General features: G+C 44.5%; 5 protein-coding genes and 1 pseudogene. 3 read left to right on the forward strand and 3 right to left on the reverse strand.

Features of this window, described 5'->3' with window-relative positions:
- Positions 1 to 316 (forward strand): transposase (locus tag Xinn_RS23540; RefSeq protein WP_211285986.1); only part of this gene is annotated, 316 nt, incomplete at its 5' end.
- 121 nt (positions 317 to 437) lie between these two features.
- Here Xinn_RS23540 and Xinn_RS17540 read toward each other — a convergent pair.
- Positions 438 to 1,025 (reverse strand): hypothetical protein, encoded by a 588-nt coding sequence (locus tag Xinn_RS17540; protein WP_086953043.1) that lies wholly within the window; start codon positions 1,023 to 1,025, stop codon positions 438 to 440.
- A 282-nt stretch (positions 1,026 to 1,307) separates the two neighbouring features.
- On the opposite strand from Xinn_RS17540, the pseudogene Xinn_RS17550 reads away from it, so the two are divergent.
- Both Xinn_RS17550 and Xinn_RS17555 read left to right on the forward strand, forming a co-directional pair.
- A pseudogene (locus Xinn_RS17550) lies at positions 1,308 to 2,462 on the forward strand (IS3 family transposase).
- 15 nt (positions 2,463 to 2,477) lie between these two features.
- A complete protein-coding gene (locus Xinn_RS17555; RefSeq protein WP_086953041.1) occupies positions 2,478 to 2,720 on the forward strand; it encodes a SymE family type I addiction module toxin in 243 nt (80 codons plus the stop codon).
- A 43-nt stretch (positions 2,721 to 2,763) separates the two neighbouring features.
- Here Xinn_RS17555 and Xinn_RS17560 read toward each other — a convergent pair whose 3' ends face one another.
- Both Xinn_RS17560 and Xinn_RS17565 read right to left on the reverse strand, forming a co-directional pair.
- The gene (locus tag Xinn_RS17560) at positions 2,764 to 3,003 is read right to left on the reverse strand and encodes a hypothetical protein (protein ID WP_086953040.1); all 240 of its coding nucleotides are present in this window, start codon (positions 3,001 to 3,003) and stop codon (positions 2,764 to 2,766) included.
- Positions 2,987 to 15,502 carry a hemagglutinin repeat-containing protein gene (locus Xinn_RS17565; RefSeq protein WP_211286028.1) on the reverse strand — a complete coding sequence of 4,172 codons (12,516 nt, stop codon included), beginning with the start codon at positions 15,500 to 15,502 and terminating at the stop codon, positions 2,987 to 2,989. The genes Xinn_RS17560 and Xinn_RS17565 overlap by 17 nt, the downstream gene beginning before the upstream one ends.
- Positions 15,503 to 15,572: the final 70 nt, after the last annotated feature.

The raw sequence follows: 15,572 nt of genomic DNA on the forward strand, positions 1-15,572 counted from the left end.
ATTCATTGCCGAAGCCTGTGGTCTTAATGAGGGACTGGGAGTGAAAGGCCAGTGGGGAACGCTTCAATCCATGGAGACACGCATGCAGTTTCTATCAGACCCGACACATCGGATCCGATTCGTTTATACCCCCAAACACGCTTCCTGGTTAAATCAAATTGAATGTTGGTTCAGTCTGGTCTCCCGACATTTGCTCAGGCGGCTTTCCGTCAGCAGCAAAGCGATATTACGGACATGCATTTTAAAATATATCGAATATTACAACCGGGTATTAGCTAAACCTTTTAAGTGGCTTTACCGTGGGAATACAAAGTGATGTCATTAATTGCAGAATACACCACTAGTATGATACATGAGAGTGACCTCTTTTTGTTTTGATTTAAGTTTTGAACACCTTTAATCAAAGTAGGTAACTCTCATCTTTTCAAGATGAAATGTCAGATCGAGTGACGACTAATACACATATCCAGTAAACGATCAACCGTAAAATCAACCGTATCAGATACCACAATTCCTCGGCGTAACTCTTCCGGGAAATCATCGATTGAGGCGTACACCGTTGGCACCAGATATCGAAAATAATCTCCCATTTTCGTTTCACCTTCATAGCCTACAGGGTAATCTTGACCTGGGTTATCTCCTTCTATGCCATGGTAAATAAAAAAACCTTTCCGTGATGGCATGTTAATTTCACTTAATTCCTTTATTTGATGTTGATGCTCACCAACCCAATTTTCAACATCCTTTCTGGAATTAGAATCTCGATGAACAAGAGCAGAATACAAATCGAGGATTGTTTGTCCTTCTTTATTCATAGGATAATTAACATACGTTTCTGATTCTTCCCATTTATACTCATTGAGCTCATCTAATAAATTTTCAAAGTTATCAATTGATAAAAGTGAATTAGGTAGCCAGCCCCAACAATTGTTAACCATTACAGCGATCTTTCCATTTTTATCCATCGCAAACCAAGTATAAATAGTTCCAAAATCTGGCTCCCAATTCTCTCTAGATTCTTTCATTATTTTGTTCCTTTTGGCCATGTAACCTTACAGTTATCACACGTTTCAACAATTACTTTTTCTGCATTTAAATTTCCTTTTTCCTGCCTAAAAGCTTTTGGGCGTATAGCTTCTGTAAATTTAATATCCTCAGGCTTTGCTCCTTGCCGTATTAAAGAGTCTGCTGCCGATACCTCTGCACATGCACCGGCCCTATTCTTACAAGAACTTGTAAACTGTTGTGCTTTAATAAATTCGGACACTTTGGTAAAGGAATAGTATGACGTTAACTCAGGTGTCTTTATGAAACGAAAATCACCCCAAAAATTTACCGATGACTTTAAAAAAGAAGCCGTCAATTTGATTGTTGAACAGCACTATACGGTTCCCCAGGCGGCTGACGCGTTAGGGATCCCCCAAAAAGCTGCTGTATACGTGGCGCAAACAGGCTATCGAGCAGGCTCAACCCGGTGCCTTAACGTCCGAGGAACGCCAGGAGTTATTGCAGCTTCGTAAAGAAAACAAACAACTGAAAATGGAGAAAGAAATTTTAAAAAAGGCGAGCGCCTTCTTTGCGAGAGAACTGCTGTAAGGTGTTGGTTCATTAAAGAGCAGGCCGACCACTACCCCATCCGGCAATTATGCCGGGTGATGAACGTCAGTCGGTCGACATTTTATGCCTGGCAAGCCAAACCGGTACCGTTAGTCTCAGCGGAGCAACAAGCGTTAAATCAGAAGGCCACGGCGCTCTTTAAAGAAAGCCGGGAAAGCCTGGGGTATCGGATGCTGGCAAAACAATTACGCAAAGAAGGCTTCACTATCAGTGACTACCGAACCCGGAAGTTGATGAAACAACTGGGCTTATCCGTTAAGCAACGTCAACGCTATCGGGCGCCGCGCAAAGGAAAAGTGCAGTCAACAGCGTGTAACCTGCTGAACCGGAATTTTAATCCGCTGGCGCCGAATGAGGTGTGGCCCGGGGACATCACGTATTTAAAAACCTCGGAAGGCTGGCTCTATCTGGCGATAGTGATGGATTTATATTCCCGCCGGATAGTGGGCTGGCAGATGTCGACAGAAATAGATACGACACTGATTAGTGAAGCGTTGGCGAAAGCATACCACTTACGCCACCCGTCAAAAGGCTGTGTGTTTCACAGTGATAGAGGAAGCCAGTACACGAGCCAGCAATACCAGGATCTCCTCAGTCGCTACGAGATGAGAGCCAGTCAGGGGGATGTGGGCGCCTGCTGGGATAATGCCGTGGTTGAGCGTTTCTTTGGTAGCTTAAAACATGATTGGCTCTTCAAAAACTATCATGAAAACCCGGCAGAGATGAAACAGGATGTTCTGGATTATCTGCATTATTACAATTTAACCCGGTTACACACGGCTAATAATGATTTAACTCCCGTGGAATATGAAATGGCTTTCAAAAAAGTGTCCGATTTTTCTTGAGCAGAACAGTTCATCATGGCTAACCGCGATTGTAATGTAAATTCAAGCAGTTCGACAACCCAGCGCCGCTATAAAGTCGGCTACATCAGTACCCGCCATGCCGATAAACACACCGGCATGACCCGCCATTACAGCCAGCACCCCAGTTTGCATTTGAAGGGGAACTGGCTGGAAGAAGCCGGGTTTGCCACCGGGCAGCCCGTGCAAGTCTGCATTGAGCACGGGCAGTTGATTATCCGGCTGGTTGAGAAGGACTAACGGCTAAAAGGAAGATCCCAGCTCTTGGGCTGGGATCTTAACATTATCTACGTAACTTATATTCTATAAACCAAGTGCCTATTCCAACTATCAAACCAGCCCACAAGCTTGCTTTAATAATTTTCTTCACATACTCAAATGAAAAAAGAAAATCACCACCAACAAATAACCAAATAATGCCCCCACATAGGCAGTAGATAAACAGCCCCATGAGAAATAGTATTACTGCACATAAAATGGCCATAATAAAAAAATATTCAACCTGATTAATTTTTTGATTCATTTTCTTTCTTCTTCTCCTTCTCCTTAACATATTTAATTCCCTGTTGAAGCTGAGTATTGGTAATTTCTGTTGTAAAAGCAGAACCTATATTTCCTGTAATACCGGGAACTATGCTTGGTTTCATATCTTTCGAAAGTCCGTATAATCCTTTTACAGCTCCACCCTGTAATTTAGGATTGTATTTCGGATCCCAACCTCCGGTTCTCCATAAACCATATTGATTAGTACCATAACTAAGCACCTTGCCTGCACCATACCCGAGGGCTGCACCTGAACCTGCAGTGATAGCATTTGTACCGATTGCGAATGGGTCGTCTCCTTTCACTGCACTGGCAGCTCCGCCCATACCAGCATTCCAGCCGACAGTTCCCCATAATCCTGTATACGCCGTAACTGCACCTGTCACAAAAGCAAATCCCACATCAACAGGATTCATTTCGCCTGTAAACCAATATTGAACTCCAGCATTTGCGGATGCCCCTATCGTCCCTGTTGTGAGCATCATTTTACCTGTCCCATCGCCCAATAAATATGCCGTAGTTCTGCCTGCTCCCCCCACTAAAGGTGCTATCGTTTTGCTCGCCCAAGGCGCAGCAATAGCCGTTGTGGCAACTACTGCTCGAGGTACGTTATTACCTTTTTGCAAAATTTCATATTTATCAATGATCGGACTAAGTTGCTTTAGGCTGTACTCTGCCATGCTTATACAATCCGCACTACAGTCTGGTGATTGAGCAAGTTTGATTAATTCTTCTTGCTGCTGCACCAGATACTCTTTGGTAACTCGAGTTTCTATCGCTTTATTCTGTTGATCGATATCTGCCTTAGTGGCAACTTCAATCAAACGGGTTTTTTCTTCCTCTGTGGAAGTGGAATTGAATTTATCCAACCATGAAGTGATTTGTTTGGCTTTGAGATAATTATTCTCAACCGCATTTTTCGCCGTCTGTGCCCCAGTTATGCCGCCTGCTGTCGAATCTGATGCTAGCCCTGCGCTCAATCCGCCTGCTAATGTAGACAATGCACTAATGGTTTGCCGTTGTTCTTCATCTAATCGATCAAGTTCTTCCGGTGTCTTAGCGCCATAAAGTTGTTCGGCAATGATTGGTGCCATGAGTTCACCGGTCGCTGCACCCGCACCACCAGCTAATGTATCTCCACCATTAGCTTTTGCCAGTACTGCTCCCAATACCGCATGAGCCATAGCATTAGCCGCTTTGTTGACTTCTTTGGTTTTAGGATCTGTCGTCTTATCTTTAATTACTTCAGCCAGATAAGGTGCCGCACCTCCCGCGATTGCAGCTGTTAAATCTCCACCAGCCAATCCTTGAATTGCTGCTGTGGCCGCCATCATTGCTTTATTCAGCTCGCTGCCCGTTCCCCATTTTTTCTGCTCATCTTTATAAGCTTGGGTTTCACGCAATGCTTTATAATAAGCAATCCGTTCTTCTTCTGGTGCATCTTCAGACGGTTCATATCGTTCATTCTTAGCCAATTCAGCTTTAGCAGCCTGAAGCGAGCGAATATTACCTTCTGTTCGTGCAATGTCTATAGCTTGGTTACTAATTTCTCCAATCAGACGGCTTTGTTGGATACGTTTTTGTTCCTTCTCTTTGTTGAAGATCGGGCTGAGTGTCTGGTTCGCATGTTCAACATCGCGGCTCAGATCAGCAATATCCTGCTGCTGATTCTCTGTATCACGAATAATTAATGTTCCTTCACTTACCGCCGCATGCGTTGTTGAATTAGCATGCCCCTCACGGCTACCACCAACCGGCATTCCTATTGCTGCGTTTTTCAGTGTGCCATTACTACCGCTACCAGCAGGATTACTATTTGGTGTTCCCAACGGATTTTTCTGTGCATTGCTGGCAAAATTACCGCTAGCACTAAAGCCCGCACTCTGGTGTTCAACTTTATAATCAGCTTTATTTTCAATATCACTAAAGCCTAGAGTACCTGTTTCCAGACGATTTTTATCAGCCGTCGCAGTACTGCCAATCACGGCACCGTCCAATTGGGTATGTTCGCCCACTTTGACATCAAAGCCGCCCTTACCCGCAAAAATCCCTGTCTGCTCTTGCACGGAATCATAATTACTATGCATTTTCTCACGGCTGACGTTGACACTGCCTGAACCACTCATTGTGCCATAAGTAAAGCTTCCTGATGCACTCGCGTTGACCTGCTTAGCATCATAACGATCGCTGTCCTGCTGGCTTTGCATAGATAGGTTACGTCCCACATCTGCCTTAACCGTTTCACCTGTTATCTGCGCACCTGTCAGATTTGCATCCCGATCACTGTGAAGGTTGACCGCATTACCAGCATTGACCGTGGTTTCGATATAATTCGTTCCTGTTCCTTTTTCAAATCCCCTGCCTTTGTTGGCGCTTGCGGAGATTTGAATTCCGGTGGAACCACCGGCAACAAAACCAACACCTATACTACCGCCACTAGTTTTATTCTTACTATCCTGTAATTGGTTATTTTCAGCAGAGACCAAATTTATATCCCGATTAGCAGACAGGTTGATATCTTTACCAGCCTGTAACTTCCCGCCCTGCACGGTAATATCACCATCACTTCCTTTCTCGCCCGTACCTGTTGCTGTAATGGAAAGGTTTTCTCCTGTAGTTAAATTGCTACCTTGAGCAAAATTTTGCTGCAGTTTTTGCGTGGATTTGGAGGATTGAGTTTCCAGAGAAACTTTGACACCAAATGCACTGTCTTGTGATGAATCATTACCTTGCTCTGACGCCAACCGGGCTGCCTGCACCGCCTGTACTCCACTTAATGCGACTTTAGTACCTTTAAGTGCAGCAAGACGGCTATCTTGTTCTTTCTCCTCGTTGAAGTCTTGGGCTGTTTCTACTGCTGTGTTAATCGCGCTGCCTACAGTCCCGGCTAACGAAACTTTCACACCTGTTTTTTTATGTTCTGCTGATTGTGCTTGGTTAAGCTGGTTTTCACTGGCTGTGATACTGACTTCCTGTCCTTTCAGAGCCATATCTTTGCCAGCAATGAGTTCACTACCATGCACTGAGAGATCACGCCCCGCAGTCACACTCAGATTACCTTCAGTGCTGCCAATTACACTGCCTTTTTCACTGTTCACATCACCATCGGCAGTCGCTTTATCCTTACTTTGCCCAACCATCGCGCTAACGCCTTTGGATTTGATCCGACCAGTTTTTTTCTCTTCATTCAGATGAACAGAAGACTGAGATTCTCCCGCTGTAGTGATAGTAACATCGCGCTTCGCAGTCAGCGTAACATCATGAGTACCTGCAATATTACTTCCTTGTACTCCAATATCCCTGCCTGCTTGTACTTCGATTTGATCACCACTGAGCGTACTAGATTGTACAGTCTGTTGAAGTTCTTTATTGTAAGTTTTTTCCTTACTTTTTGAAGACTTGCTCGCACTCAGAGAAGTTTCAGTCTGTTTCGCTTCGTGAGAGTCACTATTTTGCTGATGGGTAAGAAGGAAATCACGCCCAGTTTCAATCTTGACAGTTTCTCCATTTACATGTGTGCCTGCCAGAGTAGTATCCCGCCCACTGCTCAGTATAATAGTTTTACCACTCTCTACTGATGTTTCAGCCCATGTCGTACCATTGTCTTTTTCAAAAGCTTTACTACGGTTAGCCTGATAATCAGCATTTGCCATAGTAAGACCGCTCAAGCCCAAATTGACACTGGCACCGAGTTGCTTGCCACTACTACTCTTTTCTTTATCAGTTTTGTAGGTATTAGCAGCCCCCGATAAAGAAATATCCTTTTCCGCCTGTAAGATAATATTTCCACCAGCCTTAAGCTGGCTTCCATCGATAGTAAGATTTCCGGCTAGTGGACCTTCTCCCTGACCTATGGCTGTAATAGATAAGTTATTTCCAGCAGTTAAGGTTGAGCCTATAGCCACATCTGATTCTTTATGAGTGCTGGATGAACTCTTTTGTTTACCGACAGTTGTCTGGAAAGTAAGAGATGGCAATACTGGGTCTTTACCCTCAAGAAGATTCTCTTCTGCCTTATCATGTGCCGCCTGAATAACACTCAGGGCAGACTTCACATCATATAGTGCAGATACCCGACTGTTATCACCTTGTTTTATCTGTTGTGAAGCAGCTTGAGTGGCGACAGCCAGACTACCTCCTGAACTTCCATAAGAAAGCGTCAATCCTTTGCTCTTTTGTTCAAGAGCGTCATCATGAGTCAGTTTATTCCGCCCAGCTTCAATCTGTACGCTACTGCCACTAATTGTTAAATCCTGACCAGCAATCAACTCACTAGCACGTACTTTAACTTCGCGTCCAGCATTAACAGTAAGGTTTCCTTGGCTACTACCAATTACACTAGCTTTTTCACTCGCACCATCATCCTCTATGGTACTCTTCTGGCTGGTTTTACCTATTTTAAAGCCAGCCCCGTCAGTTCCCATCAGGCCGGATTTTTTCTCTTGTTTTATATGCTGTTCGGTAAATGACTCTGTGGCAGTCGTTACCTGAATATCTCGGCCAGCGGCTAATGCAACATCCTCTGTACCAGCAATATTACTGCCCTTAACATGCAAATCCTGCCCAGCCTTCACTGTCACTTTATTACCACTCAGTGTTGTGCTCAATGCATTGCGCTGATGCACTTCATCATGGTTTTCTGTTGACTCAGAAGAAAGCAGGCTTTTATCTTTACGATAATGGTGTTCAATCAGTGAATGCTGTGCTTCCCCGGATTCCAGTACCACATTCCGTCCTGCCTGAACGTGTAAGTCATCACCTGCAACCACGTCAGCGGCTTTCACTTTCAAGTCATTGCCTGCCAACAGTTGCATAGAACCTTCACTGTGCAATGTGCTACCAACATCAGTTTTTTCATACTGATGCAGATAATTTTTGCTGTCCCAATCATGATTACGGGTTGTTTCTGTTGTGACAGTATTAATACGTAGGTCATTACCAGCGCTCAGTGTTGTTACACCTTGTTTACCTTTATTGACAATTTCACTAGCGGTCAGAGTGAGGTTATTGTTTGCATGAAGAGTCAGTTCACCCTGTGCATTGGTAACATAAATACCGGCTGAACGGTCAATCCACTGATCGGTACCTTGACTACCCATAGTGGTTGAACTGGTCAAATTATTACCAGCCAATAGCGTTACACTATCATTCCCTTGGATTTTTCCGCCCAGATTATTGATATCAGCACGAGCTTGTACCGCTACCCGATTACCTCGTATTTCACCCCGATTTTGCACGTTTTCAGCTGTCAACTGAGTGATTTCTCTCCCTGAAATCTGCCCGCTGTTAGTAATATCCTGCAAAGTATTTGCCAGTACCCGTTGCCCTGTCAGCAATGCTCCGCCTCCGGTTAGTTCATCCTGTTTCACCCGCGCATAGACCTGTGGTGCTACTACAGTCTGTACTGAACCATCCGGTAAGGTAACCTGTCGATTTTCCAACCAAACTATATCGGTTGTTAACAACGCCATTTGTGAAGATGTCAGCGAAATACCTGGAGTCAAGTTATATTGCTTACCAAAAGCTACACCTGAATTCATCAGTGCTTTGAACTGTTCTTCATCATTACGATAATTACCAAGATAACGGTGCCCCGTTAACTGTACTATTTGGTCACGGATTATCCTCTGCTCATAGAAACCATCCCCCAAACGTTTATGCATGTTACTTTGGTTGTTGCCCCACTCCTTCTGCATATAATCCGTACTTAACCAAGTTTTCTTATCGGTAAAACGACGATCAGTTTCAATTAAGGGTTTGCTGGCATCCCCAAGGTTTATTGTAAACAGGCTGTTACTCGGTAAATGGGTATCTACTTGAATATGACGAATTTCCGATTTTTGGTCAGGGAAGGCGTCTTTCTGGACAGGAACCGTCTGTATTTTGTTTGGATTATCAAACTCTGCTAGGTTTGGTGCATCAATAGGCTTTATCAGATCTAACTGGTTTGGCGAACTTATCACTTTCACTGGCTCTAATGCATTCGTCACGTCCGCTACTTTCACAGGATCTAACTTATTTGTCGCATCCACTACTTTGACAGGATCTAACCTGTTTGTTGCATCCGCTATTTTCACAGACTCTAATGCGTTTGTGGCATCATTCAATTTGATGGATTCTAGTGTATTTGCCGCACTCTCTACTTTGACAGAGTCTAATCGGTTTGCTGCATCCACCACTTTGATTTGTTCTAACGCATTTGTCGCATCAGTCACTTTGGCAGACTCAAATGAGTTTGTCGCATCGGCCACTTTGACAGATTCTAATGCCACATCTGTCACTTTGACGCGTTCGAATGTGTTTGTCGCATTAGTCACTTTGGTAGACTCTAATGCATTTGCCGCATCTGCCACTTTGATGGATTCTAATGCCACATCTGTCACTTTGACGCGTTCGAATGTGTTTGCCGAATTAGTTACTTTGGTAGACTCTAATGCGTTTGTCGCATCTGCCACTTTAACTTTCCCTAACGCATTCGCCGTATCCGTTATTTTGACAGGCTCTAGCTCGTTTGTCGCATTAGCCACTTTGATGGATTCTAACCCATTTTCTACATTAGCCACTTTGATAGGTTCTAACGTATTTGTCGCATTAGTCACTTTGACGGATTCTAACCCATTTGTTGCATCCGTTGTTTTTATTGCAATTGACGAATTCGACGTATCTACACTTAAATTTTCGCCCTGTATATCAATGTGACCCGTTTCCATCGGATTACCAGTCAATGTCAGAGATTGGCGGGAATCAGGTGAGCTGCCAATACCAGTACTGTGAGTATTAGCCTGATATTCCATCAGGTTTAACGGTAATGTAGTAACCTCTGGTGCAGGTGCATATGTAGTACGCTTGACCCCGCTGGATTTCTTTTTTCTACCCGCTCTTCTTTTACCCGGTTTTGAATGCCGCCAACTATCCCCCATATCGGTAATAACCCGTTGTCCGGTTGCTTCCAGGTTGTCCAGTTTAGTCACAGCTGCTTGCAAATCCCCACCGGCTAAGATGCGACTGTTTTCATTGGTATATTGATAACCAATTAAAGTCAGATTTTTACCAGACATAATGGTAGCGGGGTCTTTATTCACCACCTGTGTTTCAGAAGTAACACGATCGTATTTAATTTCAGCAAAGTCTTTGTAAAAACCGCCTGGCGTCCATAACTTATGTTCACGTCCACCAATATCGTAGCTAACACCTTCATCAGTGGCATTATAAGTTATACTGGCACCGTTTCCCTTAAATTGATAACGATGCTCTCGCCCAACTTCTACAGGTTTATCCGTTAATTTCAGATGAATATCTTTGTTTTCCAGTAGAGCAGCTTTGATAAATAAGTTATCACCCGCTTCGATATTCGCACTGTAGTTATTTATTCTTCCCGCTTGCCCGACTGCATAATAGTTTTCATCTAAGCGGCTACCAATTTTCATATCACCTGAACTGTAAAGCAAAGCGTGATCCTGATTCAGCAATACGTCATCAACACCAATATCCAACCGATCACGGGCGGCAATAACAGCGCTTTTTTCCTGCTCCTTCTGATTCTTCAGTGTCTCAGCTTTGATTGCTACATGATCACCATAAATACGCCCCGAACCTTGGTTGGTCATTGCCGAAGTTTCGATATGAGTACGTTCACCGTCTATCAATCCCCGGTTTATCAAATTTTCCGTCTTTATATGGGTATTAACCGCACTAATTTCAGCCGTTGCAGTATTATTAATCTGTGGCGCTTTTATTTTCAGTGAATTACCAGCCAGAATTTTGTTCTTATTGATCACTTCTCCTGCTGAACCAAAATCCAGATTGCCATCAGCTGCAACAATTTTTTCGTTAGTGAAAGTCTTCTTTAAATTGATACTCATATCACCCTGTGACAAGACTTGCCCGTCACCGCTCAAGCTTTTCGCCTGAATCTGTCCCTGATTACCTGTAATCACGATCCCATCAGAGTTATCGATTCTGAGTGAATTTTTATTGTCATCCGTCACTGCCAACTGATTTTTACTGCTGATAAATCCCTGACTATTATCCACTGAATTTCGAACATGCAATACCTGTTCAGAAGTTGTCCGAACTACACCTTCTTTGTTACTGAGTTCCCCTGCTGTTAAAAACAGGCTGTTTGCCTCTATGCCTTTATCTTCTTTGCTCAGAGTTGCTATGTTACTCAGAACATCTGTATCAATAGACAATGTCTTCCCACTACGGATAAGTCCATCGCCGTTGTTGATTTGTTCAGGCACAGTCAATGACATATCACCTACAGATTGTAGCTGACCTTGATGGTTATCTAATGAACGAGTTTTGATATCAGTTGTGTCCAGCGAAAGGAGTGCCCCTTGCTGATTAGAAAACGACTGATTACCGGTATCAACAACCAGTCCGGTTCCGCCCTGAATCTGTCCCTGTTCATTATCTATTGCACCTGTATATAGAGTAGTTTGTCCATCAGAGACTAATGCTCCTCGCTTATTTGTGAGTAGCTGTCCTTGCGTATCTACCATCAGATCCGCGGCTGACTGTAATTTACCATCGGTATTATTCAACGCCTTACTCTGCAGATTAATACCATCATTACCTGCTATCTGACCTTTTATATTATCAAGGTTTCCCACTTCCAATTTAGCTTGGGTATTTGCAATGATAATCCCTTGTTGGTTATCCAGATCACCTGTATGTAATGTGGCTGCTCCCTCTGCAGCTAATTTACCTTGCCTATTAGTGAACTTCTTACCTTGAGTGTCAACGCTGATATCCACAGCAGAAAGCAGTTGCCCTTCGGAGTTATCCAGTGCCTGACTGATAATTGTTAGCTCTTCATTACCCGCAATTTGGCCTTTCGTATTGTCGATATCACCGGTTTTCAAAGTGGCTTTTGTATTGGAAACAATCACACCCTGTTGATTGGTCAGTTTTTGTTCGTTCGTGTTGATGTTCAATTCAGATACGGACAGTAATTTCCCTTCGGTACTATCCAGTGCTTGACTGCTGATCTCTAATCCTTTATCACCGATAATTTGGCCTTTTGTGTTATCGATATCACCAGTGGTCAATGTAGTTTTGCTATTGGAAGCAATCACCCCGTGTTGGTTGGTGAGTTTTTGCTTGTGCGTCTCTACCGTTAAATCGCCCGCAGACAGTAATTTCCCTTCGCTGGTATTCAGTGCTTGGCTGCTAATTGCCAGCCCTGTATCACCAATAATTTCTCCCTGTGTGTTGTTAATTTCACCGGCGGTCAACAGGGTCTTGGCATTAGATGCAATAACTCCTTGTTTGTTGGTTAGCGTTTCTCCTTGCGTATTCACCGTCAGTTTGGCCACAGACAATAACTTACCTTCAGTGTTATCCAGCATCTGACCAGCAATTTCCAATCCTGCATTACCCTCGATTTGACCTTTGGTGTTATTGATATCACCGGTGGTCAGCGTCGTTTTGCCATTGACCGCAATCACCCCGTGTTGGTTGGTGAGGGTTTGCTTGTGCGTATCGACCGTTAAATCGCCCGCAGACAGTAATTTCCCTTCGCGGGTATTCAGTGCCTGACTGCTAACCGCCAGCCCAGTATCACCGGAAATTTCCCCTTTCATATTGTTGATATCACCGGCGGTCAACATCGTCCTGCCATTAGACGCAATCACCCCCTGCTGGTTAAGCAGTTCCTGATCCTGCGTATTCACCGTCAGGTCAGCCGCCGACTGCAATTTCCCTTTGGTGTTATCCAGCTTCAGGCTGGTAACGGTCAGTCCTGTATTGCCCGCAATTTGGCCTTCCGTGTTATTGATATTCCCGGTGGTCAGCGTCGTTTGAGTGTCCGATGCAATCATCCCTTTTTGCGCATTGGTCAACTGGTGCCCCTGCGTATCGATACTCACATCAGCGGCAGACAGCACTTTCCCGCCGGTGCTATCCAAGGCCTGACTGGTAATGTCCACCCCGGCATTCCCGGAAATATGACCGCTGATATTGTTGATATCCCCGGTTTTCAGGATGGTTTTACTATTGGCTGCAATCATCCCCTGTTGGTTGGTAAGGGTTTGCTTGTGCGTATCGACCGTTAAATCGCCCGCAGACAGTAATTTCCCTTCGCGGGTATTCAGTGCCTGGCTGCTAATCGCCAGTCCGGCATCAGCGGTAATTTCCCCTTGCGTATTATTGAGCTCACCGGTTGTCAGGGTGATTTTAGCATTGGACGCGATGGCTCCTTGTTGGTTGGTCAACACTGCTCCCTGCGTATTCACCGTCAGATCGGCGGCAGACAGCAGTTTCCCCTTGGTGTTATCCAGCCTCTGGCTGGTAACCATCAATCCTTTATTACCCGCAATTTGTCCTTCAGTATTGTTGATAATACCGGTTGCCAATGTGGTTTTAGCATCAGCCGCAATCATCCCTTGCAGCGCATTAGTCAGTTGTTTTCCCTGCGTATCAATGGTCAGATCAGCGGCAGACAGCAATTTTCCGGCAGTGTTATCCAGTGACTGACTGCTAATTATCAGTCCCTCATTACCGGAAATTTGACCCTGGATATTATTGATATCACCGGTTTTCAAGGTCGTTTTACTATTGGATGCAATTACTCCCTTTTGGTTAACCAGTGCTTTATCCTGCATATCTAAGGATAGGTCAGCGGTAGACAGTAATTTTCCAGTGGTGTTATCTAGTGCCTGACTGGTAATCTCCAGCCCTTTATCTCCGGTAATTTGACCTTGGATGTTGTTGATGTCGCCAGCTGTCAACGTAGTCTTGGCATTAGACGCGATGAAGCCTTGCTGGTTAATTAATACGTTATCTTGCGTATTTACTGTCAAATCGGCAACAGACAGTAATTTCCCTTCCGTGTTATCCAGTGCCTGACTGGTAATCTCCAGTCCTTTATTACCTGCAATTTGGCCTTTTGTATTATTGATAACACCGGTTGCCAATGTGGTTTTAGCATCAGCCGAAACCACTCCTCGCTGATTGGTGAATGTTTGCCCTTGGGTATTCACCGTCAAATCGGCGACGGATTGTAATTTTCCTGCAGTGTTATCCAGCATCTGGCTAGTAATCATCAGTCCTTGATTACCCGCGATTTGACCTTCCGTGTTGTTGATATCTCCGGTTTTCAGAGTGGTTTTACTATTGGACGCAATCACCCCCTGTTGGTTGGTGAGGGTTTGTTGATGTGTATCTATGCTCAAGCCAGCCGCAGACAGTACTTTTCCGTCGGTACTATCCAGTTCCTGACTGCTAATTTCCACGCCTTCAGTCCCGGAAATATGACCGCTGATATTGTTGATATCCCCGGTGGTCAGGGTGGTTTTACTATTAGACTCAATGGTACCTTGTTGGTTGGTCAGCATTTCTCCCTGCGTATTCACCGTCAGGTCGGCAGCAGACTGTAATTTCCCCTTGGTGTTATCCAGCATCTGGCTGGTAATGACCAATCCCTCATTGCCAGCGATTTGCCCTTCGGTATTGTCGATAATACCGGTTGCTAACGTGGTTTTGGCATCAGCCGCAATTACCCCTTGCTTCGCATTAATAAGCTGTTGTTCATGCGTATCAATGGTCAGATCAGCGGCAGACAGCAATTTCCCGGCAGTGTTATCCAGTGACTGACTACTAATGTCTAGCTCTTTATTGCCAGAGATTTGGCCTTCAGCATTGTTGATATCACCGATTTTCAGGATGGTTTTACTATTGGACGCAATCACCCCCTGTTGGTTGGTAAGGGTTTGTTGATGTGTATCTATGCTCAAATCAGCCGCAGACAGTAATTTTCCTTCTGTAGTGTTCAATGCCTGACTGCTAATCTCCAGTCCGGCATCAGCGGTAATTTCCCCTTTCGTATTATTGAGCTCACCAGTTGTCAGGGTGATTTTAGCATTGGACGCGATAGTACCTTGTTGGTTGGTCAACGCTTCTCCCTGCGTATTCACCGTCAAGTCAGCGGCAGACTGTAGTTTCCCTTTCGTGTTATCCAGTGCCTGACTGGTAACCATCAATCCTTTATTACCCGCAATTTGTCCTTCAGTATTGTTGATAACACCGGTTGCCAATGTGGTTTTAGCATCAGCCGCAATCATCCCTTGCAGCGCATTAGTCAGTTGTTTTCCCTGCGTATCAATGGTCAGATCAGCAGCAGATAGCAATTTTCCAGCTGTGTTATCCAAAGACTGACTGCTAATTTCCAGCCCGGTATCACCGGTAATTTCCCCTTTCGTATTATTGAGATCACCGGTTGTCAGGGTGATTTTAGCGTTGGACGTGATGGTACCTTGTTGGTTGGTCAGCGTTGCTCCCTGCGTATTCACCGTCAAGTCGGCGGCAGACAGTAATTTCCCCTTGGTGTTATCCAACATTTGGCTGGTAATAATCAGCCCCTCATTGCCGGCGATTTGCCCTTCGGTATTGTTGAGATCACCGGTTGCCAATATGGTCTTGGTATTAGATGCGATGACACCTTGCTGATTAGTGAGTTTTTGTCCTTTCGTATCCACTGTCAGATCGGCGGCAGACAGTAATTTCCCTTCCGTGGTATTCAGTGCCTGACTGCTAATTTCCAACCCT

This window comes from Xenorhabdus innexi, from assembly GCF_002632485.1.
Lineage (GTDB): Bacteria > Pseudomonadota > Gammaproteobacteria > Enterobacterales > Enterobacteriaceae > Xenorhabdus > Xenorhabdus innexi.

Coding starts and splice junctions, on each gene's coding strand:
- Xinn_RS17555 (WP_086953041.1), top strand. CDS start 2,478: ATGGCTAACCGCGATTGTAATGTAAATTCAAGCAGTTCGACAACCCAG.
- Xinn_RS17560 (WP_086953040.1), bottom strand. CDS start 3,003: ATGAATCAAAAAATTAATCAGGTTGAATATTTTTTTATTATGGCCATT.
- Xinn_RS17540 (WP_086953043.1), bottom strand. CDS start 1,025: ATGAAAGAATCTAGAGAGAATTGGGAGCCAGATTTTGGAACTATTTAT.